Genomic DNA, 22,799 nt, shown 5'->3' on the forward strand with positions numbered 1-22,799 from the left:
GGCATGACGGGGATCACGTATGTACGAGGGGACGCCACCTCACCACACGGCAAGGGCGTCAAGCTGATCGCGCATGTCTGCAACGACCTCGGGGGCTGGGGCAAGGGCTTCGTGGTCTCCGTGTCCCGGCGCTGGCCGGAACCGGAGGCGGCCTACCGGCGCTGGCACCGTGACCGTGCGGGCCATGACTTCGGCCTGGGCGCGGTGCAGTTCGTGCGGGTCGACCGCCATCTGTGGGTGGCGAACATGGTGGGACAGCGAGGCATCCGCACGGGCAGCAAGGGCGTGCCCGTGCGGTACGAGGCGATCGACACGGCTCTCGGCACACTCGCCGACAAGGCCCGTGAGCTGGGCGCCTCGGTCCACATGCCGAGGATCGGTTGCGGTCTCGCGGGCGGCACCTGGTCCAGGGTGGAACCACTGATCACGGCCCGGCTCGTCGACCGGGGCATACCCGTGACCGTGTACGACTACGACGGGCGGGGCGCCAATCCGCCTGCCGCTGAGGGCAGTTGACATCGGCTGAACGGCGCTGGGCCGGGTTCGCAGGGGCGTATCCGGGAGGTCAGGCCGTTCGTTCGCCGCTTGCTAGCGGGCCCCGGGGCCGGGGGCGGGCAGGGTGCGTGGTCGCAGGCGCTCTCCCTGCGGCCCGAACATGATCAGGTACTCGACCGGGCCGCCGAGGCCGGCGTTCGCGACCCCGTGAGGCTCGCGGGTGTCGAACTCGGCGACGTCCCCGGCGCTCAGGACGAGGTCCTGGTCGCCGAGTGCGAGCCATAGCCGCCCGTACAGGACGCACAGCCATTCCCAGCCGTCGTGGGAGACCTGCCGGGGCCGCGCGGGCGGCTCCTGGACGGCGGGCAGGACGTGTTTGTGGGCGTGCAGGCCCCCGACGTACCGGGTCAGCGGCAGCACCGCCTTGTCGTCGCCGAAACGCTGGAGGGCGGAGGTGCGGGGCCTGGCGGCGGGGGCGGTGCCGGCCAGCTCGTCCAGGGAGACGCCGTACTCCCTCGCCAAACGCAGCACCACTTCCAGGGTGGGCTTGCGTCGGCCGGTCTCGATCCGCGACAGCGTGCTCAGGGAGATGCCGGTCGCGCGGCTGACGCCGGTGAGCGTGGAGCCGCGCTGTTCGCGCGCGGCCCGCAGCCGGGGGCCCATCGCCGCCGACGTTTCGGCCACATCGTCGCCCGCCACCCGCTCTGCCCCCTTCCGGATGGGCCGCTCCCCATCCTGTCCTGCGAGTTTGCCAGATGGGCAAGGATCATCGCGGTGGACGGTCGCTGCGCCGCATGATCGACGCGTACCCGCATCCATCCGCGAGCCGAGGAGAAGTCCCCATGCAGCCCGCCGAGCCGTCCGCCGCACTCCGCCACCGCACCGTCGAGGCCCCGGCCGGGCGCCTTCACCTGGTCGAGCAGGGCAGCGGCCCGCTGGTCCTGCTCGTGCACGGCTTCCCCGAGTCCTGGTACTCCTGGCGTCGCCAGCTCCCGGCCCTCGCCGCGGCCGGCTACCGGGCGGTGGCGATCGACGTGCGCGGCTACGGCCGCTCCTCCAAGCCCGCGGAGACCGACGCCTACCGGATGCTGGACCTGGTGGAGGACAACATCGCCCTCGTCCACGCCCTCGGCGAGGAGAACGCGGTGGTCGTCGGCCACGACTGGGGCTCCACCATCGCCGCCACCTCCGCCCTGCTCCACCCCGAGGTCTTCCGGGCCGTCGCCCTGCTGAGCGTGCCGTACGCGCCACCCGGCGGCCCCCGCCCCACCGACGTCTTCGGCCGGATCGGCGGCCCCGAGCAGGAGTTCTACGTCTCCTACTTCCAGGAGCCCGGCCGCGCCGAGACGGAGATCGAGCCAGATGTGCGGGGGTGGCTCGCGGGCTTCTACGCCGCCCTGTCCGCCGACACCATGCCCGCCCACGGCGAGCCCGACCCGCACTTCGTCGCCCCCGGCGGCCGGCTGCGTGACCGCTTTCCCGTCGGCGTCCTCCCGGCCTGGCTGACCGAGGACGAACTCGACGTCTATGCCGGGGAGTTCGAGCGCACGGGTCTGACCGGCGCCCTCAACCGCTACCGCAGCATGGACCGCGACTGGGAAGACCTCGCCCCGCACCGCGGCGCCCCGATCAAGCAGCCGTCCCTGTTCATCGGCGGCACCCTGGACGCCTCCACCACCTGGATGTCCGACGCCATCGACGCCTTCCCCACCACCCTCCCCGGCCTCACCGCCTCCCACCTCGTGGAGGGCTGCGGCCACTGGATCCAGCAGGAACGCCCCGAGGAGATCAACCGCCTGCTGACCGACTGGCTCAACAGCCTCACGGGCTGAACCGCCGGGCGCGGCCGGGGCTTGCGTACACGGAACAGCGGAACACCGGCCGACATGACGCTTTCGGAACGGGACACAAAGCTCTTTCCCCTGGATGAGTTCGGCATGCAGGCTCTTCGAGCACTGGACGGGGCCACCGGCTGCCGCGTCGCGGCCACATTTTCTTGACACGGTCCACCCGTTTGAAATCCGCCGGAACGGCCAGGTGTGTCGATGTCGGGTGAAGCAATCGACCGCATGTGGAGGTCATTCCATGTCGAGCGAGAAGAAGGCCAAGGCGAAGACCGAACAGGTCAAGGGCAAGGCCAAGGAAGCGGTCGGCCGCGCGGTGGGCAACGAGCGCCTCACGGCGGAAGGCCGCGTCGACCAGGCCAAGGGCGATGCCCGCCAGGCCAAGGAGAAGGCCAAGGACGTATTCAAGCACTGAGCCATCGAGTGAGCGGAGCGAGCGCGGCGCGCAAGTGCCGCGCATGCTCGCTTTTCACGGGCCGGAAACTCGGGGAAATCCGGTGGCGGCATCGCCTTGCGCGCCCAGAATTCCGACGCATTCGACTCGGGCCGCGCCCTCAGGGACGGGGTCACCCGTGGTTCCGGGGGAATACGTAGAGCCACCCCGGCTTCCACGCCCAACCGCGTTCACCGGAATTCCGGGCGGTGCGACCGGCCCGCAAGGGCCGATGCGGACCGCCCCGCCCCCTGCGCCTGGCGCCCTCGAGCGCACGTGTCCCCCTTTGCCGCGGTTCGGGACCAAAGCCCCCGCACCGGCCCGGGGCTTTGGTCCGGCAACAAGGGACCTTCACCGCACAACCGCGGCACCCCGAGGGAGTTCCATGTAGGGCGCACCCTTCTATCGCCGACTGAGAGAGACGTTGCGTGCTGAGTACCGAGGATCATCCGCCCGAGGCAGTCGCCAGGCACCGCTCGCTGTTCCGGGCGGTCCACCGCAGGCGTAACCCCCTGCTGCGCCGCTCGGACATCACCGTCACCGACGAGGCCGCGGTCAAGCGCGCCGTCAAGGCCACCGCACTGGGCAACGCCATGGAGTGGTTCGACTTCGGCGTCTACTCCTACCTCGCCGTGATCATCGGAAAGGTCTTCTTCTCCGGCGCGGGCGACACCATGCAGGTCATCGCGTCGCTTGCGACGTTCGCCGCCGCCTTTTTGGTGCGGCCGCTCGGCGGCATGTTCTTCGGGCCGCTCGGCGACCGGGTGGGCCGGAAGAAGATCCTCGCCCTCACCATGATCATGATGGCCGCCGCGACGCTCTCCATCGGCCTGATCCCGAGCTACGCGACCATCGGCGTGTGGGCCCCCGTCCTGCTGATCCTGTGCCGCATGGTCCAGGGCTTCTCGACCGGCGGCGAGTACGGCGGCGCCGCCACCTTCATCGCGGAGTACGCGCCCGACCGGCGGCGCGGATTCTGGGGGTCCTTCCTGGAGTTCGGCACACTGATCGGCTACACGCTGGCCGCCTCGCTCGTCACCGCCCTCACCCTGCTGCTCAGTGACGACGCGATGCAGCAGTGGGGCTGGCGGGTCCCGTTCCTGGTGGCGGGTCCGCTCGGCCTCGTGGGCCTGTACCTCCGGCTGAAGCTCGACGAGTCGCCCGCCTTCAAGAAGCTGGAGGAGGCGGGCTCGCCCGAGGCCGAGCGCGAGCGGGTGCCGCTCAAGCACATCCTGTTCGGCAATGGACGGGCGATGCTGCTGTGCCTGGCCCTGGTCGCCGCGTTCAACATCACCGACTACATGCTGCTCTCCTACATGCCGACGTACCTCTCGACGCTCGGTTTCAACGAGACCGGCGGGCTGATGTCCATCGTGGTCGTGATGATCGTGCTGATGGCGCTCATCAACTCCGTGGGCCGGCTCTCCGACCGGGTAGGCCGCCGGCCGATGCTCATCGGCGGCTCGCTCGGCTTCATCGTGCTGGCGGTGCCCAGCTTCCTGCTGATCAAGACGGGTGGTCCGGCAGCGGTCTTCGCCGGGCTCCTCGCACTCGGCCTCGCCCTGGTCTGCTACCTCGGCACCATGTCCTCCGCGCTGCCCGCCCTCTTCCCGACGGCGATCCGCTACGGCTCGCTGTCCATCGGGTTCAACATCTCGGTGTCGCTGTTCGGCGGTACGACGCCGCTGGTGGTCCAGGGTCTGATCGGTGCCACCGGCAACGACCTGATGCCCGCGTTCTACACGATGCTGGCCGGTCTCGTCGGCCTGGTGGCCGCGCTCGCCATGAAGGAGACGGCCCGCCAGCCCCTGGAGGGATCCCCGCCCTCGGTGGCCACCGAGGAGGAAGCCGCGGAACTCGTCGCCGCCCAGCGCGCCTGACGCGCCACCCGCGCCCCCTCGGCCGAGCCCAGGGGGCGCGACCGCGCGCCGTGACACGCTGAGCGGATCCAGGAGTGAGCCCGCCGTTCTGTTGCGCCGGTCGAGCACGGCGCGCTTCCCGCCCCGCCTCACCCTCCCGGAGCAGCCGGGCTTCGCCGCACGTGGTCTGTTGGCTATTTGACGCGAGCCGGATCTTCCGCGCTTCTTCTGCGCAGGGTCGCGTGGAGCACGCCGGCGGGCTGCAGGAGCAGACCCGCGTGCGGCGGCACGTCGGTGTCCGGGAGGTCCAGGTGGAAGCGCTGGGCGAGGGTGGCGAGGACCAGAGCGGCCTCCACCAGGGCGAAGCGGGCACCGAGGCAGGTGCGCGGGCCGCCGCCGAAGGGAAACCAGGCGTGGTCGGGCACCACGTCCGGGGCGTCGGCACCCCAGCGTTCCGGACGGAACCGGTCGGGGCACGTGAACCAGCGGGGGTCGCGGTGCGTCGTCCACGTGCTGCACCAGACGATGGTTCCGGCAGGGATGCGGGTACCGCCCAGCGTGGCTCCATCGCGGGCCACCGCGGGAATCAGCCACACCGGCGGATAGAGCCGCGTCGCCTCCTTGACGATCTGCTGGGTCCAGGTGAGGCGCTCGTAGTCGTCGATGGTGGGCGGCCGGCCGCCCAGCACGTCCCGGAGCTCGGCTTCGAGCCGGGCACGTGCCTCGGGCGCGCGGGCGAGCAGATGGACGGCCCACGTCAGAGCGGTCGAGGTGGTCTCGTGGCCCGCGGCCCAGAGGGTGACGGCCTCGTTGCGCACCTCCTGCGTCGAGAGCGGGCGGCCCTGCTCGTCCCGGGCGGCGAGGAGCCGGGTGAGCAGGTCGTCGCGCTCGTCGTCGGGCCTGGGCGCGTCCGGTCGTGCGGCGCGGGCCGTCTCCTGCCGTTCCTTGATGAGCCGGTGCACCTCGGCGTCGATGGTGGCCACCGCCGCGAGCAGCCGCCGCCGGGACGGGGTCCGCACCCACTCGGGCAGGAACAGGCCGATGCCCCGCACCTCGTCCCCCACCGTGGTCCCCGCGACGTCCATCGCTTCGCCCAGGGCCTCGGTCTGCTGCCCGAGGTCGTTACCGAACAGAGTGCGCAGGACGACCCGCTGGGTGATGAGGGCCATCTCCCTGCGGACGTCGATCCGCGCGCCGTCACGCCAGCCGTCGGCCGCGGCCCCGGCACAGTCGACCATCGTCCGGGCATACGAGCGGACCTGGCGCGGCCGCACGGTCGGCTGCACCAGGGAGCGCTTGCGCCGCCAGTCGCTGCCCTTGCTCAGAATGACGCTCCGCCCTGTGATCTGCTTGAACGCCCACCCGATTTCGAGGATCTCGTACGTGTCCTCACGCGCCGCGAGCAGCTCCGCGATGTGGCGGGGCTGGGAGATGAAGAGGCTGCGCCGCGGACCCAGGGACCAGGTCACGGCGTCGCCGAAGTCGTCGCGCAAGCGCGTGAGGAAGGCCAGCGGATCCTTCCCGAAGGCCGGCAGGTTGCCCAGGAGCGGCAGGCCGCGCGGGCCGGGGACGACATGGAGCGGCAAGGTGGATGCGGGCAACGGAACTCCCCGGATGTGCCTGGTGGGGCCCAACGTAACTGCTCCCTACCCACCCCGCGGGCCCGACAGGCGACCCGCTCGGACTCGGTCCCTTTCGGACGATCCCGGTCGCACCGCTCCCCCGGCCTCCGGACGGGTGCGGCAGGCCGCTCCGGCGGCTCAGGCCGCCCCGACACCTGCGCACACGTGTGTGACTCCTGTCGTAGGGTGTTGCAGTCGTGCAGTGCCGCAGGAAGCCGGAGCAAGTTGAGCGTGTCCTCGTCCTTTCAGTCGGTCCTGGACCGCATCGCCACCGAGATCGCGGCAACCCCGGGCCGCGGCCGCCCGGCCGACTACATCCCCGTGCTGGCCTCGGCCGATCCGCAGCGCTTCGGGATGGCCGTCGCCGAACTCGACGGCACGGTGTACGGGGTCGGCGAGTGGCAGCACCCCTTCTCCACCCAGTCGATCACCAAGGTCTTCACGCTCGCGCTCTGCCTGTCCCGCGAAGGCGAGGAGCTCTGGGAGCACGTCGGCCGTGAGCCCTCCGGCAACCCCTTCAACTCCCTGGTGCAGCTGGAGTACGAGGACGGCATTCCGCGCAACCCGTTCATCAACGCGGGCGCCCTGGTCGTCACCGACCGCCTCCAGACCCTGACCGGCGCCGCGGCCGACACGCTGCGCACGTTCCTGCGCGCCGAGTCCGGCAACGCCCAGCTGTCCTTCAACGAGCAGGTCGCCACGTCCGAGGCCGCGCACAGCGACCGCAACGCCGCGCTCGCGCACTTCATGGCGTCGTACGGCAACATCACCAACCCGGTGCCACACCTGCTCGACCAGTACATCCGCCAGTGCTCGATCGACGCGTCCTGCGCCGATCTGGCGCGTGCGTCGGGCTTCCTGGCCCGGCACGGCATACGGGCCGACGGTTCGTCCCTGCTCACCCGCAGCCAGGCCAAGCAGATCAACGCGGTCATGCTGACGTGCGGCACCTACGACGCGGCCGGCGACTTCGCGCACCGCGTGGGGCTGCCCGGCAAGAGCGGTGTCGGCGGCGGCATCATCGCCGTCGTCCCCGGCCGCTGCACCCTGTGCGTCTGGAGCCCGGGCCTCGACGAACGCGGCAACTCGGTGGCAGGGGTCGCCGCACTCGACCGCTTCACCACCCTGACGGGCCTCTCCGTCTTCTGACCCTCCGTCAAGTCGCCTGATCCGCCTTCCGGTTGACCCGCCTTCGCTGGCGGGCGCAGTCGGGTGCCTTACCTTCTCCCTCTTGTACCTACTAGTATGTACAGTCGTCGGCTCGACGGGGCCGACGACCACCGGGAAGGGGACCTGACATGCCGTTCGTCCGCATCGACGCACTGGGGGCCGACAGCGACCGGCTCGACGCGCTGGGCCGGGCCGTGCACGACGCCCTGGTCGAAACCATCGGCGTACCGCCCGACGACCGGTTCCAGGTCCTGGTCGGTCACGACGGCATACGCGGCACGCTGCGCTACGACAACTACCTCGGCGTGCCCCGCGACCACGGCATCGTGTATGTCTCGATCACGCTACGGGCCGGACGGACCCCCGCCCGGAAGCGGGCGCTCTACCGGCGCATCGCCGAACTCGCCCACGCCTACGCGGACACCGAGCCGCGCAACGTGTTCGTCACCCTCACCGAGAACGAGTCGATCGACTGGTCGCTCGGTCACGGGCTCGCCCAGTACGACCCCGAGCCGGACGAGACCGACTGACCTCCGCCCCCGCCCGGAGTCCTACCAAGGCCACCTCGCACCGCGTGGACCCGCACCACGTCAGCCGAACCATTACCTCGGCGGTAATCGCGGGCGCCTCCTGCCGCGGGCCACAGTGGGTGCACGCCGCGCGACGGCGACCGGTCACACCACTCGACGGGGAGAGTCCCATGCCGTACTTCACCACCGCCACCGACGGAACCACGCTCCACTTCATCGACTACGGACCGGCCGACGGACCCACCCTCGTCTTCGTCAACAGCGCGTATTTCAGCACCCAGATGTGGGAGTTCCAGATGCTTCCGCTCGCCGAGGAGGGATTCCGCTGCGTCGGCTTCGACCGCCGGGGCCACGGCAGGTCGCAGGACGTCTGGGGCGGTTTCGACCTCGACACGCTCGCCGACGACCTGGGCTCTTTCCTGGACCACCTCGACCTGCGGGACGTCACCCTGATCGGGCACTCGCTCGGCACGGCCGAGGCGGTGCGCTACCTGACCCGGCACGGCAGCGAGCGTGTGGCCCGGCTCGTGCTGGTGGGAGCCATGGCGCCGGGCATCGTGCACAGTGAGGACAATCCGGCCGGACTTCCCGCCGAGGCGATCAAGGCGGCCAACGAGACGTTCCGCAAGGACCGGGCCGAGTTCTTCTCGAGCGGCGCCGCGGACTACTTCGCGCTCGGCCACCCCGGCAACAACCTCTCGGCCGCCTACGTCCAGAAGGTGGTCCAGGACTGCCACGGCGCCACCCCCCGGGCCGCGACCGCCGCCGTGGCCAACTTCGAGACCCTGGAGATGGCCCCCGAGGCACGCAAGATCGACGTCCCCACCCTCGTGATCCACGGCGACCAGGACGCCTCCGCCCCCATCGACCTCACCGGCCGCCGCTGCGCGGAACTCATCCCCGACAACATGTTCAAGCTGTACGAGAACGGCGGCCACGGCCTGTACGTGACGCACGCCGAGCAACTCAACGCCGATCTACGGGAGTTCGCGAGCCGGTGAGGTAGGGGCGGAGGAGGGCGAGGCCCGCCGCCCCGACCGGCACGCCCCGGCCCGGAGACGAGCGGCACCTCCGCGGTGCCCGGCGACCGGATCCGCCACCACGGAAGATCGCGCCATCGACAGAACGCGTACGGGCATACGACAGTGGCCTCCTCAGCCCGAGAGACCGCACCAGCACCGAGGAGCCACCGTGACCCAGTGGGCAGGCCGGACGGCCGTCGAGATCGCCGACGCGGTGCGCCGCGAGGAGGCCACGCCCCGCGAGGTGGTCGCCGACCATCTGGCCAGGATCGCCGCGGTGGACGGCCGCGTGGGCGCGTTCCGGGTGGTACGCGCCGCCGCCGCGCTGGAGGAGGCCGACGCGGTCGGCGCACGCACGGACCTCGCCCGGCTGCCGCTCGCGGGCGTGCCCGTGGCCGTGAAGGACAACCTGCCGGTCTCCGGCGAGAGCTGCCGCAACGGCTCGGCCGCGACCCCGGCGACACCGGCCGCCGAGGACCATGTCACGGTGGCCCGGCTGCGGGCGGCGGGCGCGGTGGTGGTGGGGCTCACCCACGTACCGGAGTTGTGTGTCTTCGGGACCACGGACGGGGTGCACGGCATCGCGCGCAACCCCTGGGACCCCACCCGTACGGCGGGCGGCTCGTCAGGGGGCAGCGCGGCGGCGGTGGCGGCGGGCCTGGTGCCGGTCGCGCTCGGCAACGACGGCATGGGCTCGTTGCGCATACCCGCGGCGCACTGCGGTCTCGTCGGCCTCAAGCCGGGCACCGGGCGGGTGCCGGTCGAGCTCGGCGGCGGCTGGTTCGGCATGTCGCAGAACGGGCCGCTCGCGACGACGGCGGCGGACGCGCGGCTGATGTTCTCGGTGCTGGCGGGCGAGGTGGCCACGGGCGCCGGGGCCCGGATGGACGGCGACGCGTCAGCCCCCGAGCCCAACCCTCCGCGCGGTCTCGCCCTCGCCTTCTCAACGCGCAGCCCGATCGCGGGAGTTCGTGTCGGCCCGGCGTACGCGGCGCTCGCCCGCCGGGCCGCTCGGGCTCTCGCCGGGGCCGGGCACCAGGTGACGACCGCCCATCCGCCCTATCCGCTGTCCTTCGGCGCGGTCTCCCTCGCCCGGTGGACCGGCGGCACGGCGCAGGACGCCCAGGGGCTGGACCCACGGCTGCTCGCGCCGCGCACCCGGCGGCACGCGCAGATCGGGCGGCTGGCGGGGCGGCTCGGCATGCTGCGCACGGACCACCGGGCGGCGCTCAACGAGCGCCTCGCGCCGTTCTTCGAGAAGTACGACGTGCTGGTCACCCCTTCCCTGGCCCGCCCGGGGCCACCCGCCGACGCCTGGCACGAGCGGGGCTGGCTGGCCAACATGCTGGTGAACACCGCCTGCTCGCCGATGACACCGGCCTGGAACCTCTCGGGGCGGCCCGCTCTCGTAGTGCCGTTCGGCACGCTTCCTTCAGGGCTGCCCGGTTCCGTCCAGCTCGTCGGGCGCGCCGGCTGTGAGCATCAACTGCTGGATCTGGCCGCGCAGTTGGAAGGGCTTCATCCCTGGCGTCGGACGGCCCCCTTGGAGGCATCCCGGCCCCAGTCGTAGATGAAGCTTCAACCGACCTTCTCCGAGGGCGAGTTGAGGGGCGCCGAGATGACCACGGCCGCACACCCATGGCATGATCATCTTCACGTTACCCGTCGGTAACGGCCACCCCCCGAACCTGAAGGTCACATCTACGTGCGCACCCTCACCAGACGCCTCCTGCTCCCCGGCCTGACCGCGCTCGCACTGGCCGGCACGGGCTGCTCCTCGCCCGGCCACCCGGCGGCGGCCGGGCCGGAAGGCGCCTCCTCCCCCGCGGCGACCGTCGACGGCGCCCAGCAGCTCGAAGTGAACGCCGCGCCGCAGGGCTCAGCCGCGCCGACGCCTCTTGCCCGCACCCGTAGCGGCAAGGGGCAGCCGGAGAAGTCATCCCTCAAGGTCGCTTCCTACGACGCGGCGAGCCGGCGCGCCGTCATATCCACCGCCCCGCCCTCCCCCACGGCGAAGCCGAGCCACTCGCCCACGCCCGGCAAGCCCTCCGACAAGCCCGTCGCCGCGGGCGACATCATCGCCAGCGCACCGGCGCCCGGCGCCCCCAACGGGCTGCTCGCCAAGGTCACCGAGGTCGTGGGCACGACCGACCGCGGCACCGAGGTGAAGACCGCCGCCACGACGCTGGCCTCCGTCCTCAAGGACGACAAGGCCGACGGCAAGGTCCCGGTCGACCCGTCATCCGTCACCGTCGTGCCCCTCATGAAGGGCGTCACCTTCTCCTGGGCCAGGAGCCAGGGCGTGCGGTTCGGCCCCCAGGGCGCCAAGCTCCCCCTCGGCAACCTGCGGCTCGACGTGAACGCCGGGGTGGAGACCGCGAAGGACGCCCCCGCCTCCGCGGCCGCGTCGGTCTCGGGCTTCGTCCAGCTCGCCCCGCAGGTGGAGTTCTCCTACGACGGCAGCAAGGACAGCGGGCTCAAGGTGAGTTCCGCGTTCCTCGGCATGAGCGGCGACTGGTCCTCGCAGTGGGCGCTCAAGGGCCGCGCCGCGGCGAGCGCCGGCGCGCCCAAGCGGATCCCGTTCGCCAAGCTGCACAGCGCCCCGGTCATCCAGGTGGGTCCGGTGCCGGTCGTCGTCAACCTCGACCTGACCTGCTATGTGCAGGTGGAGGCCGACGGGCACGTCACGCTCGACGTCCAGCAGGACGTCAAGGGCGACTTCCGGGTGGGCGGCAGCTACGCCGCGGGCAAGGGCTGGGCCCCGGTCAGCACGTCGGCCGTGCACAGCACCCCGGTGAACGCGAGCGTCACCGCCGCGGGCAGCGTCAAGGGAGCCCTCGGCGCCGAGGCCTCCGTCGGGCTGTACGGAGCGGTCGGTGTCACCGCGGACTTCGCCCCGTACCTGCGCGGCGAGGCCGACGCCAAGGCGACCGCGTCCAGCGACGGCAAGACGTCGGCGTCCGCCTCCTGGGCGGCGTACGGCGGCTTCGACCTGAACGGCCGGCTCGACTTCCATCTGTCCCTGTTCGGCACGCCCGTCATCGAGCACCGCATTCCGCTGGGCAGCCTCCACCGCGAGTGGCCGCTCGCGAACGGTCACGTCGGGCGATAGCTTCCCCATCACCGGGATGCGACGGCCCGTTGCGCGCGGACGCCGCATCCCGGGAGCGGGTCATCGCGCCGCGCGTACGCCCGTGTGGACCGTCGTGGCGGACAGGAGGAAGGCGTCCGGCCGGCGCAGAATGCCCTCGGGCGCGCCGGGATCGAGGAGCAGGTCGAGGGTCTTGAGGTCCGCCCCGTCCAGCGACTCGCTCATGGTCTCCCGAAGCCGCGTCAGATGGGCGTGCAGGAACGTACGGGCCGGCTCGCCCAGCGGCGCCGGCAGATCGAGCAGCAGCGTGAAACTGCCGGTGTCGCTGAGCGCGGCCCGGCGGAACATCGCGGGCCAGTCCTCGACGACCGGGGTGCTGCCGGGGAGATCCGCGCGCATGGCCTCGAACCAGTACTCCTGGGCGGCGTCGAGCCGCGCCTGGAGACCCGGCCTTCCCGCGCCGATGTCACGCGGCAGGAAGCGCGGGGGCAGACCTCCCTCCGCCACGGCGAGCATTCCGCCCGGGCTGAGCGTGTCGGCCAGTGCGTCCAACGCGCCCTGCTGATCGCCGAGGTGGTGCACGGCCTTGCTGCTCCACACCAGATCCGCCGCGCCGAGCCCTCCGCCCTCCAGGCCCCCGGGCAACTCGGCGTGCCTCACGGTCACGTTCCCGGCCACGCCGAGCCGCTCGGCCCGGGCGAGGGTGTGGTCGAGCAGCGCGGGCGCGCCGTCCACGGCCACCACCTCGGCCTCCGTGAAGGTCTCGGCGAGTACGCAGGTCATCACGCCCGGCCCGCTGCCGATGTCGAGGACGCGCCGGACCTCCTGCTCGGGGACGAGCAGCTCCGCCAGGCGGGCCGCCGTCCCGCGCAGGACGGGGAGCTGGACTTCACCGCCGTTCTCCAGATGGGCGGCCATGGCCTCCCAGTCGATGTCACTGTGGTCGTGGCCGTGGCCGTGCGTGTGGCCCGATGCGTTGTGTGCGCTCATGCGGAGGAGCGTGCGCCCATCCGGCCGCCCCGGCAACTTGCGTTGCCGTTTCCGGGACAGCGCGGTGCCGTACGGCGATCGCGGCGCGGCGGATCCGTCAGCAGGTCGGGCCCACGCCGTCGATCCGCCCGCCGAAGTCGGAGCCGTAGTCGATCCGGTTGTCGCCGCTGCGCACCACCCGGGTCTCCTTCGGGTCCCAGTTGATGAAGCAGCCGTCGACGCTGGCCACGAAGGACCCGACGTTGTCGTGGAACGCGGCGGGCATGTCGTGGTAGCCGTCCTTGGCGACCCACTCCCAGCTGCGGCCGCCGAAGCGGGAGCCGGTGTAGAAGCAGATCGACCCGTGGGTACAGGAGGGCGCGGCCGGGGCGGCCGGGGCCGCCACCGCGTTCGTGACGGGCATGAGCAGGGCGGTCAGGGACAGAGCCGAGGCCAGGGACCAGGAACGCAGCTTCATGGGGATGCTCCTCGACGGACGGTGCGACCGGTGGCGGCCGTCGCTTCCTCGTGGGCCCGTGCCCCGAGGGCGTCCCGGGTCCGACGTCCGTCCGGCCCGGTGCCCAGGAGTCTTGTCGCCGCGCCGCGGTCTGGTCGACGGGTTTCCCGTCGACCCCGGCAACGGGAAACAGGGACACGCCCGGCCCGCCGCGCGCGCCGGGAGGCAGGGGTGAAAACCACCGCCCGCGCTCCGGGAAGAGACCCAACTCGCCACCCCGGCAAGGCGTTTGTGCCGCAGGGGCATTGGCTAAGGTGCGGTGATGGACGTATATGAGTCTGCGCTCGACCTCGTCGGCGGCACCCCGCTGGTCCGGCTGCGCACGAGGGGCCCCGCCGCCGTCTACGCGAAGCTGGAGTACCTGAGCGTCGGGGGCAGCGCCAAGGACCGGATCGCCCTGCGCATGATCGAGCGGGCGGAGAAGGACGGGCTGCTGCTGCCCGGCGGGACGGTCGTCGAGGCCACCTCCGGCAACACCGGCATCGGCCTCGCCCTCGTGGCGGCCGAGAAGGGCTACCGCACGGTGCTGGTCGTGTCGGACCGCGTCAGCGAGGAGAAGGTCGCCACCCTGCGGGCGTTCGGCGCCGAGGTGGTGATCAGGCCGGGCGCGCTGCCGCGCCAGCATCCCGACCACCCCATGAACCACGCGGCCCACCTCGCCGCGACCACACCGGGAGCGTGGCTGGCCAACCAGTACGACAACCCGGCCAACCCCGAGGCCCACTACCTCACCACCGGGCCGGAGATCTGGCGCCAGACCCGGGGGCGCGTCACCCACCTGGTGTCCTGCATCGGAACCGGCGGCACGATCAGCGGCGCCGGGCGCTACCTCAAGGAAGTCAGCGACCACACCATCCAGGTGATCGGGGCGGACCCGGCCTCCTCCGTGTACGCGGGTGGCGACGGGCGCCCCTACTTCATCGAGGCGGCCGGGCACTTCCTCCACCCGGACACCGCCCACGACGTGTGGCCCACCTCCTACCACCCCGGCGTGGTCGACCGGATCGTACCCGTGGCCGACCGGCACGCCCTGCACACCCTGCGCCAACTCGCCCGGGAGCAAGGCCTGTTGGTGGGCGGGTCCGCCGGGACCGCGCTGGCCGCGGCCCACCAGGTGGCCGCCGAGGCCGGGCCGGACGCCCTCGTGGTGGTGATCCTGCCGGACTCCGGACGGCAGTACCTGTCCAAGTACTTCAACGACACCTGGATGCTGCGGCTCGGCTTCCTCGACGGGGACGCGAGCGCCGCCAGGGTCGACGACGCGGTCTCCGAGGACCGCGACGCCCCCACGTGCCCCTACCTCAACACCCACACCCCGGTCGGTGAGGCGCTGGAGGTGCTCCGCGCGGCCAAGGGGCGCGGCGCGGAGCCCGTCGTGCCGGCCGGCCCCTGCCCGGCGGGCCCCGGCCGCCGCCCCACCGCGCCCGAACTCACCGGATCGGCGACCCTGGCATCGCTGGAGTCAGCCCTCCGCGACGGCCGGGCGACGCCGGCCGACCCGCTGTCCGGGCATCTCGAACCACCCCTCCCCCAGCTCGGCTACGGCGAGTCCGCCCGCGACGCCCTCGACACGCTGGCGGCGCGCGCCCAGGACACCGCGGTCGTCCTTCGGGACGGCTGTGCCCAGGCCCTCGTCACCTCCGCCGAACTCCGCGCCGTCCTGTCTCGACCCCGGTGAGCTCCTGCGGACCGCGCGGCGCGGCGGCCGCCATGTGCAGGGTGCGCAGGGCCAGCAGGAGCACTCCGATGTCGTCGAGGTAGATCGGGTCCGGGAGGAGATCGACGGGGCTGATCACGTAGAGCACGGCGCCCCAGAAGGCGGCCTTGTGCGTCAACGGGACCCCGGCGTCCTTGAGGATCTTGCGGGCGCGGATCAGACGTACCGTCAGGACCACCGTCACCACGGCGCCCGCGAGCAGCGCGAGGGCCGCCAGGACCAGGGCCACTTTCACTTCGGTGCTCATCGGGCCGCCTTCCTTCCCACGGGGACGGCGATGTTACTGAAGCCGGCTTTCGGGGGCCTCGGGCTCGCTCTCGTCGGGCAGGTGGACGTCGCTCACCGCGATGTTCACCTCGACCACCTCCAGCTCCGTCATGCGCTCCACCGCCCCGATGACGTTCAGCCGGATCTCGGCGGCCACGTCGGCGATGCTCACCCCGTACTCCACGACGATCTCCAGGTCGATCGCGGTCTGCCGCTCACCGACCTCGACCTTCACGCCCCGGGTGGCCGAGGCGCGCCCGGGCCGCATCGCTCCCAGCGTACGAGCGAGCCCGCTGCCCAGGGAGTTGACGCCCGGCACCTCGCGGGCCGCCATCCCGGCGATCTTCTCCACGACGCCGCCCGCGATGGTGGTCCTGCCCCGGGTCGCGGGCGGCTCGCCCGCGCCGACCTTCGCGGGCTCCAGCGTCGTGCTGTCGGCGGCCGGGCGGAACGCGTCCGACTCGGGTTTGCGCGGGGTCTGGCTCATCGGCTCCGTCATGCGAAGCCACCTCCTCGGAAAGTGCCCGGGCGGCCCGGCCGGCCGCCTCGTCACTCCCCCAGTACCGTGCCCTGGACGGTTCATGCGGCCGGGGAGCCGTGCGCGTGCGGGTTTCAGCAGCCCGGCGCCCCCTTGCCGCCGCGCTGCGGAAGGCTGAGGTTGGGGGCGCCGTCGGGCCAGGTCAGGGCGACCGTCCTGGCCGAACCGTCGGAACCGAGCTGGACCACCGGGCTGGGCTTGCCCGCCGGAGTGCCGTCGGTGCGGAACGAGAGCCATCCACTGGCCCCGGGAAGCATCTGCGCGCAGTAGAACTGGTGCAGGATGCCGGTCTCCAGGCCCGGGTTCTTGAGCCCCACCGCGTCGTGCCGGCCCGCGCTGATCGCGGCCACCGCCGCGTCGTGCGTGAGCATGGCCTGGCCGCTGGCCAGGTCGGCGGGGTCGAAGGAGAGCGTCGCCACGTCCTTGTCGGCGGTCAGCGGCTGGCCGGTGCAGGGATCGGGCCGCCCGGTGAAGGCAGACCAGAACTGGTCGTAGTTGTGCTTGGCGTCGGAGCCGGGGCAGTCCTTGCCCCACTCGTCGGGGCTCGCCAGCGCCGTGTACGCGACGGTGACCCGGCCCGAGGCGATGCCGTTGAGCACCCCCTTGTCGTGGATGCTCTCCGAGGCGTCGTCACCCACGAGGATGTGCAACTGGGCGATCCCGCACGGCGCGCCCTGCACCCAGTTCTCCACGAACGCCCCGAGGTCGCGGCCCCGGCCCGCGAAGTAGACCACGGAGGGCGCCGCCTGGCACAGGTTGGCGTGCATGAGGTTGAACTGCTGCACCAGGTAGTCCTGGCGGCCCGACCCGGCGGGCAGGTCGCTGGGCGAGGTGTACGGGAGCACCGTCACCGTACGGCCGGCCGCCTTGAACCGGGTCTTGGCCGCCTCGGCCAGGGTCTGCGTGTAGTCGTCACCCGTGACGCTGTCCGCGACGACGGCGAGGGAGGTGACGGCGGGGCGCAGGGTGGACACGTACTGGTTCGCGGCGATCACCGAGTCCGTGTTGGTCGGGGAGACCCGGAACATGTCGGGGATCTGCTTCTTGCCGGTGGGGTCGGCCGGGTCGATGTTCATCGAGTCGCCCGTCACCGTGGACCCGATCACGGGGATGTGCAGCTGCGAGGAGATCGCCGCGGCCGCGCGCCGGGTCTGGTCGGTGGACTGGCCGAGCCCGACGACCGCGGAGACGTGCTCGGCGCTCAGCCGGTCCTTCAGCTGGGCCACGGCCTCGGACCAGGAGCCGTACTGGCTGCCCATGTTGGCGAGGTACAGCTTGATGGCGGGCGTACTGCCGTAGGCGGCGGTGTTGTTGGCCCGCCACACGGCGGTGAGGGCCCCTTCGATGTTGGGGTAGAGCGAATCGTAGGTGAGCGTGTCCACATCGGACACGGGCGAAAGGTCCAGCATCAGCACCACGCTGGTGTACGGGCCCTTCACCCCGTCGTTGGCCGTCTTGACCATGTTCTCCAACTCCCGCATCCGGGCGGGCTCGTGGCCGGTGAACGGCACGCTGTCGATGTTCACCCCCGCGCAGGCGAGCGGTGTTCCCGTCGCTGTCAGTCCGGTGCCGCAGGTCAGCGAGGGCGGGAAGAGCCGGCCGGAGGCCCAGCGGCCGCCGAACACCAGACCGGTGAGGACGACGAGCGCCGCGAGGAGCGAGAGCACGGGGTGGCGGCGCAGCCGGCCGAAGCGGGGGTTGCCTACAGCGGGTGGCATGGACACTCCTTGCGGTGCGGTCGACGGACGCGGGGTGCCGCGGCGGTCGCGGGGCTAGGCGAAGGCGGCCGCCGCCTGCTGGAGCGGACTGACGTCCAGCAGACGGGAGTTGTGCGCGAGGCGGGTGAAGCACTCCTGTATCTCGCCGTCCCAGCGCCGGGTGTGCTCGGTCAGCGGGTCGTCGTACAGCCACAGCAGGGCGAGCAGTTTCGCGGTGGCCACCGCGAGGACCGTCTGGCCGCCGTCCTCGATCCCGCCGAGCAGCGTGGCGTACGCATCCTGGGGCGCGTGCTCGTACAGCAGGCGGCAGGGTGCCGAGGAGAGGTAGTCGAGCAGGCGGATCCACGCGCGGTGGTCCTCGTCGAACCGGTCGGCCAGGGCCGCTGCGACCGGCGTGAAGCGGCCGAGCGCCAGGTCGTGGAAGAGCCGTCGTTCGACGGCCGCGGTGTCCCCGCCGGGGACCGGCAGCGCCGCCAGGGCCAGGGACTGCGCGGCGAACACCTCGTCCCAGGGCGTCGGCTGGTCGGGTCGCGCCCGGCGCGCGGCGTTCAGCGCGGCGAGCGCGGAGCGGGCGAGCCACGGGTGCAGTGTGGCGGGACCGTCGGCGTCGCCCCAGCCGATCTGCCGGATGCGGGAGGGCCGGTGGGTGAAGGTGCTCACCCACAGGTTCCGGCGCAGCAGTTCCAGGGCGCGCGGGAGTTCCGTCGAGGCGGCGGGCAGCCGCGGGTCGTGCGCGGTGCGGACGTCGGCGAGGTAGGCCGCCGCGAGGACCACCGCGGGGGCCGTGCTCCAGGCGGTGCCGGGGACGGGCAGCCCTTCGGGCAGGCTGGTCTCCAGGGCGAGGGACCACAGCGGTGTGCCGTCCTCGTCGGCCGGGGCGAGCAGCGGGACGGCGGGTCCGTGCGGGCCGGGGTGCGCGTCGAAGGGTTCGTCGAGAACGGCGGAGACGGCGCCGCGGTGGCCGCCGGTGAGCCGGTGCACCACGGAGGCGGGCAGCGGGCGGGCGGGGGTCGGATCGGAGTGGTCCATCGCGTATCCGACCTGCTCCTCGGTCATCGGGTCGAGCCACACGGGGTACCACCAGGCGGCCGCGGGCGCGCGCTCGACGGCGACGGCCGCGTCGTTCTCCCCCGCCCACAGGGACCGGGTCGCGCGGGACAGCAGGGGGACCCGGCGCTGGGGGGTGGCTGCCAGCGGCGTGGAGCGCCAGGGCTCGCACCACCACGACGTCCACTCGGACTGCCACTGCGCGCACGCGGCCAGCACGAGGAGCGGGTCCGCGGCTCCCGAACCGTCCAGGTCGGCCGCCTGGTTGCGGGAGCGGGCTCCCGCGAGTTCGGTGAGGAAGCGGCGCCCGGCCGGTGTCTGCGCGCCGTCCGCCAGGAGCACCCAGGCGTGGTCGTGCCGGTCCCGGCGGCCGCTGGGGGCGGGCAGGACGCAGGAGCAGGCGGACCGCAGCGGCGGATGACGTTCGGCCTGGGCCTTGACGTCGGCGAGGAACGCCGCCATCAGCGGGCCGACGGCCGCGGACCGGGACGAGGAACTCAGCCTGATCAGCGCGTCGATGGAGCGGGCCGACTCGGCCTCGGGAACGCTGATGTGCCAGCGCAGCGCGTCCCGTACGCCCCAGCGCGCGGCACTCTGCAAGAGGGATCCGATGACGGGCTTGGCCCGGTCGCGGACGGCCGAGACCACTTCCCGCGCGGGCCCCGACACGAGGGGGCTCAACGCGCCCTCGGCGACGATGTCCATCGTCGTCGACGCGGCGTGCTCAAGCCCGGTGGCGAAACGCCCCGGCCGGGTGTTGCGCGTGTACTTCTGGATGAGCTCACGTATCTGGTCGGCGGCGCGTCCCCGGTCCGCGTCCAGGTTCTCGTTCAGGGCCAGCAGGCCAAGACCGAAGCGGTGGAACACGGGGCCGTGGCGCAGGTTGTCCCAGCCGCGCATCATCTGGAACGCGGCGAGAGCGGCCGCCGACACCGGGTCGACCGGGTTCTCCTCGAAGTCGAGCGAGGCGTGGACCACCGTGCCGCCGCACGCCCGTGACACCGCCCGCACCATGTCGGTCTTGCCCGACCCCCGGGGCCCCAGCAGCGCCACGATCGGCTGCCGTTGACCCGGGTACCGCCACAACATGTGCCGCAGAAACGCATCGGCGCCCCCGGCCACATCAAGATCCCCCACAGCACTCACCGTCCCCCGGAACCGACACACACAAGGCGTACCTTCCGCATCGATTGACACGGAAGGTAACACCACAAGGACAGGCCGCGACGGGTGTTCGCACACATCCGCCCGATGGATCGGGCGCTGTGCGGCACTTGCGGGGATTCGGCGGTCTAGGTGGTCGGCAGCGCCGTGACCGGGGCCGTCCTGAGGTGGGCCGTTCCCGAGCGGACGGCCCAGGCGAAGACGGCCAAGGAGAGGGCGCCCACCACCACGGAGTCGTACGGCGCCGGGAGGTGGCCCGAGCCGCCGAACGTGCCGAGCCAGGACAGCAGGGTGAGGGCGGCCAGGTGGAAGACGAGCCAGGCGCCGTGGCGCAGTTCGTCACGTGAGGAGCGGCCGTCGGTGTCGGGGCGCAGCATCAGGAACAGGGGTACGCCCGCCAGGACCAGCGGCAGGGCGAGCCGCAGGTGGTGCCAGCCCGACCAGAACACGAACTCGCTGGCGACGACGAAACTGATGGGCGCGATCCAGTGCACCCCGGCCACCTGGCCCTCGGCGGGCAGCAGCCCCCGGTCCCGGTCGTGCGCCCTGAACGCGGCGGCGGCCACGGCCGAGGCCGCGTACACCAGGAGGTACATGTCGCCCATCACGCTCACGATGTCCTGCCAGCCGCCGAACGGCAGCATGAACACGATGATGACGACGAGGTTGAGCAGCAGCGCCCGGCGGGCCGTGCCGGAGCGGGGGTCGATCCGCATGAAGAAGCGGGGCAGCAGCCCGTTCTTGGCCAGGGCGTAGGTGTGCCGGGCGTCGATGGCGACGCCGACGTAGGCCGAACCGCCCGGCGAGACCACCGCGTCCGCGTAGAGCAGGGTGGCCAGCCAGTGCAGGTTCAGGACGAGGGCGAGCTGGCCGAAGGGCGAGTCGAAGTTGACGCCGTGCCAGCCGTGGCCGAGCAGGGAGTCGGGCACGGTGAACAGGAAGGCCAGCTGGAGGCCGAGGTAGACGAGCACCGCGAGCCCGATCCCGGTGAGCACGGCGAGCGGCACGGTGCGGCGCGGGTTGCGGGCCTCGCCCGAGAAGTCCAGGGGCGCCTGGAACCCGTTGACGGAGTACACGATCCCGCCGCCGGCGAGCGCGGTCAGACAGGCCGCGTAGCCGTACGGGGCGAAGCCGCCGTGGTCGGTGAGGCGGCCGGAGTGTGTGCCGGACAGGAACAGGGCGACCACGGTGAGGACCGGGATGAGGACCTTGAAGAGGGACACCAGGTTGTTGAGCCGCGCGAAGGTCCGTACGGCGAACCAGTTGAGCGCCGTCAGGAGCACGCTGAGCCCGGTGGCCACCGCGAGGCCGGAGCCGGTGAGGCGGCCGTGGTCGTAGAGGCCGGGCAGGTAGTGCGCGGCGTACTGCATGATCGCGCTGATCTCCGCCGCGGTGCCGCCGACCGACAGGAGGACCGACCAGCCGACGATCGTGCCGACGAGGCGGCCGCTGGCGTACAGCGGCCACCGCACGGTGCCGCCGCCTTCCGGGCGGGTGGCCCCGAGCTCCACCATGACCAGGGCCACCAGCGCGCACAGCACGCCCGCCCCGACCCAGGACAGCAGCGCGGCGGGCCCCGCGGTCTGCGCGGCGAACATCGCGGCGAACAGCCAGCCCGAGCCGAGGATGTTGGAGAACCCGATCGCGGTCAGGCTCCAGAAGCCGAGCTCCTTGCGGAGCCTGCGCTCCTCGCCCAGTACGGTCAGGACCGAAGGGGTCTCCCCCGGCTGGATCGGCCGCACGCGCACCCGCCTCCTTGCATGACTGAGGACACAAGAGTGCCCAGCGTGTCACGCTCCGCGCCGCGCGTCGCCGAACAGGACGGCCGAGTCCTGCCGTTCTCGGACCGCTCCTACCAGGTTTCGATGGCGAAACAGACGCCCGCCGTGTCCGTCTGCAGGCTCAGCTTCACGTCGGCGCTGGTGATGTTCACGTCGACCGCGCCCGCGTCGGCAGCCACCTGCACGGCCTGGACGCCGTGCCACGCGGTGCCGTCGTGGAACGCGACGCGGACCGAGCCGGCCGCAGGGGTGGCGGTGATCTGGTCCATGCCGAGGTGCAGTCTGCGGTTGTAGGCGTCCCACGCGCTGCCGTGCGGCAGCAGGACGACGGTGGGCTGGGCGCCCGGGTCGACGCGGCCGGTGATCCATTGGGGCATGTCGGTCTCCTGAGGCGGTGAGTACTGGAACGAGAGCGCCCAGTCGCGTAGTTGGCCCCTGCTGGCGAGGCGGCAGTAGTCGAGGTCGAGGCCGTTGGACTCGCCGTATTGATGGAACAGCCAGTCGGCCTGGATCCCGGGGCTCCCCGCGGCGCGGCCGGCCGTGGCGATCCACAGGAAGTCGGCGTAGTAGCCGTCCTGGTCGACGTTCCACCAGTAGTCGAGATTGGCGTACATGCCGACCGGGTTGTGCGGCAGACGGCCCTTCACGTACCTCAACCAGGCGTCCTTGTAGGCACGTTGGGTCGACTTGGCGACGCGGGAGTTGGCGTCGTCGTAGCCCTCCCAGTCCAGGACCACCAGGTCGCCGGGGCGCCAGTTGACCTGGTCGATGAAGTAGTCGGCCTCGGCCCGGACGCTGTTGCCCATGTGGGGGTAGTGGTACCCGCCCCACACGAGCCCGTTGGCCTTGGCGTGGTCGCGCTGGCTGACCCAGCGCGGGTTGACGTACGAGAGTCCTTCGGTGACCTTGACGAAGGCGAAGGACAGGCCGCTCGTGCTCGGTGTCGAGGACTGGTAGGAGGCCCAGTCCTGCCCGTAGATCCCCATCAGCAACCTTCCGCGAGCCGCCGGAACCG

20 protein-coding genes are annotated in these 22,799 nt (G+C 72.1%); 10 read left to right on the plus strand and 10 right to left on the minus strand.

Translation table 11 applies throughout. The annotated features are described in order from the left end of the window. The first annotated feature begins 3 nt into the window (after positions 1-3). A complete protein-coding gene (locus DT019_RS00405; protein WP_114034520.1) occupies positions 4-516 on the plus strand; it encodes a macro domain-containing protein in 513 nt (170 codons plus the stop codon). Between the two features lie 72 nt (positions 517-588). Here the strand turns inward: DT019_RS00405 and DT019_RS00410 are convergent, their stop codons facing one another. Then, positions 589-1,194, minus strand: a complete 606-nt coding sequence (locus DT019_RS00410) for a helix-turn-helix domain-containing protein (protein ID WP_114034521.1) — start codon at positions 1,192-1,194, stop codon at positions 589-591. Between the two features lie 143 nt (positions 1,195-1,337). On the opposite strand from DT019_RS00410, the gene DT019_RS00415 reads away from it, so the two are divergent. The 3 genes from DT019_RS00415 (at position 1,338) to proP (ending at position 4,652) form a co-directional block, all read left to right on the plus strand. Further along, a complete protein-coding gene (locus tag DT019_RS00415; protein ID WP_114034522.1) occupies positions 1,338-2,327 on the plus strand; it encodes an alpha/beta fold hydrolase in 990 nt (329 codons plus the stop codon). Between the two features lie 253 nt (positions 2,328-2,580). After that, entirely contained in the window at positions 2,581-2,754 is a 174-nt protein-coding gene (locus DT019_RS00420; protein ID WP_114034523.1) for a CsbD family protein, read from the plus strand. 446 nt (positions 2,755-3,200) lie between these two features. Next, positions 3,201-4,652: a glycine betaine/L-proline transporter ProP gene (gene proP, locus DT019_RS00425; protein WP_114034524.1), complete on the plus strand. Its 1,452-nt coding sequence runs from the start codon at positions 3,201-3,203 to the stop codon at positions 4,650-4,652. 173 nt (positions 4,653-4,825) lie between these two features. Here proP and DT019_RS00430 read toward each other — a convergent pair whose 3' ends face one another. After that, on the minus strand, positions 4,826-6,232 hold the full coding sequence (locus DT019_RS00430) for a cytochrome P450 (protein WP_114034525.1): 1,407 nt from the start codon (positions 6,230-6,232) through the stop codon (positions 4,826-4,828). 246 nt (positions 6,233-6,478) lie between these two features. Here DT019_RS00430 and DT019_RS00435 point away from each other — a divergent pair, with 246 nt between their 5' ends. From DT019_RS00435 to DT019_RS00455, 5 genes are all read left to right on the plus strand, one after another. After that, on the plus strand, positions 6,479-7,402 hold the full coding sequence (locus tag DT019_RS00435; protein WP_114034526.1) for a glutaminase: 924 nt from the start codon (positions 6,479-6,481) through the stop codon (positions 7,400-7,402). Positions 7,403-7,551: 149 nt separating this feature from the next. Then, the gene (locus DT019_RS00440; protein WP_114034527.1) at positions 7,552-7,953 is read left to right on the plus strand and encodes a tautomerase family protein; all 402 of its coding nucleotides are present in this window, start codon (positions 7,552-7,554) and stop codon (positions 7,951-7,953) included. 170 nt (positions 7,954-8,123) lie between these two features. Next, on the plus strand, positions 8,124-8,954 hold the full coding sequence (locus DT019_RS00445) for an alpha/beta fold hydrolase (RefSeq protein ID WP_114034528.1): 831 nt from the start codon (positions 8,124-8,126) through the stop codon (positions 8,952-8,954). 190 nt (positions 8,955-9,144) lie between these two features. Next, entirely contained in the window at positions 9,145-10,545 is a 1,401-nt protein-coding gene (locus DT019_RS00450; RefSeq protein WP_114034529.1) for an amidase, read from the plus strand. Positions 10,546-10,680: 135 nt separating this feature from the next. Further along, positions 10,681-12,087, plus strand: coding sequence for a hypothetical protein (locus DT019_RS00455; RefSeq protein ID WP_114034530.1), 1,407 nt, complete (start codon positions 10,681-10,683; stop codon positions 12,085-12,087). Positions 12,088-12,147: 60 nt separating this feature from the next. On the opposite strand, the gene DT019_RS00460 is transcribed toward DT019_RS00455, so the two are convergent. Both DT019_RS00460 and DT019_RS00465 read right to left on the minus strand, forming a co-directional pair. Continuing rightward, the gene (locus DT019_RS00460; RefSeq protein WP_114034531.1) at positions 12,148-13,056 is read right to left on the minus strand and encodes a class I SAM-dependent methyltransferase; all 909 of its coding nucleotides are present in this window, start codon (positions 13,054-13,056) and stop codon (positions 12,148-12,150) included. A gap of 97 nt (positions 13,057-13,153) precedes the next feature. Continuing rightward, positions 13,154-13,513, minus strand: coding sequence for a peptidase inhibitor family I36 protein (locus DT019_RS00465; RefSeq protein WP_189388994.1), 360 nt, complete (start codon positions 13,511-13,513; stop codon positions 13,154-13,156). Positions 13,514-13,814: 301 nt separating this feature from the next. Between DT019_RS00465 and DT019_RS00470 the strand changes: the two genes are divergently transcribed. Then, the gene (locus tag DT019_RS00470; protein WP_114034532.1) at positions 13,815-15,230 is read left to right on the plus strand and encodes a pyridoxal-phosphate dependent enzyme; all 1,416 of its coding nucleotides are present in this window, start codon (positions 13,815-13,817) and stop codon (positions 15,228-15,230) included. Here the strand turns inward: DT019_RS00470 and DT019_RS00475 are convergent. The 6 genes from DT019_RS00475 to DT019_RS00500 form a co-directional block, all read right to left on the minus strand. Continuing rightward, positions 15,187-15,516 (minus strand): YkvA family protein, encoded by a 330-nt coding sequence (locus DT019_RS00475; protein WP_114034533.1) that lies wholly within the window; start codon positions 15,514-15,516, stop codon positions 15,187-15,189. The genes DT019_RS00470 and DT019_RS00475 overlap by 44 nt on opposite strands. Before the next feature lie 33 nt (positions 15,517-15,549). Beyond that, positions 15,550-16,035 carry an Asp23/Gls24 family envelope stress response protein gene (locus DT019_RS00480; RefSeq protein WP_114034534.1) on the minus strand — a complete coding sequence of 162 codons (486 nt, stop codon included), beginning with the start codon at positions 16,033-16,035 and terminating at the stop codon, positions 15,550-15,552. Between the two features lie 113 nt (positions 16,036-16,148). Next, a complete protein-coding gene (locus DT019_RS00485) occupies positions 16,149-17,792 on the minus strand; it encodes an ABC transporter substrate-binding protein (RefSeq protein ID WP_114034535.1) in 1,644 nt (547 codons plus the stop codon). A 54-nt stretch (positions 17,793-17,846) separates the two neighbouring features. Then, positions 17,847-19,928, minus strand: a complete 2,082-nt coding sequence (locus tag DT019_RS00490) for a hypothetical protein (RefSeq protein WP_189388997.1) — start codon at positions 19,926-19,928, stop codon at positions 17,847-17,849. A 203-nt stretch (positions 19,929-20,131) separates the two neighbouring features. Beyond that, positions 20,132-21,736, minus strand: a complete 1,605-nt coding sequence (locus tag DT019_RS00495; RefSeq protein WP_223279287.1) for an APC family permease — start codon at positions 21,734-21,736, stop codon at positions 20,132-20,134. A 119-nt stretch (positions 21,737-21,855) separates the two neighbouring features. Beyond that, the gene (locus DT019_RS00500; protein ID WP_114034537.1) at positions 21,856-22,770 is read right to left on the minus strand and encodes a glycoside hydrolase family 25 protein; all 915 of its coding nucleotides are present in this window, start codon (positions 22,768-22,770) and stop codon (positions 21,856-21,858) included. Between the last annotated feature and the right edge of the window lie 29 nt (positions 22,771-22,799).

Origin of the sequence: Streptomyces sp. SDr-06, assembly GCF_003324565.1 — a bacterium.
In the GTDB taxonomy this organism is placed as follows: Bacteria; Actinomycetota; Actinomycetes; order Streptomycetales; family Streptomycetaceae; genus Streptomyces.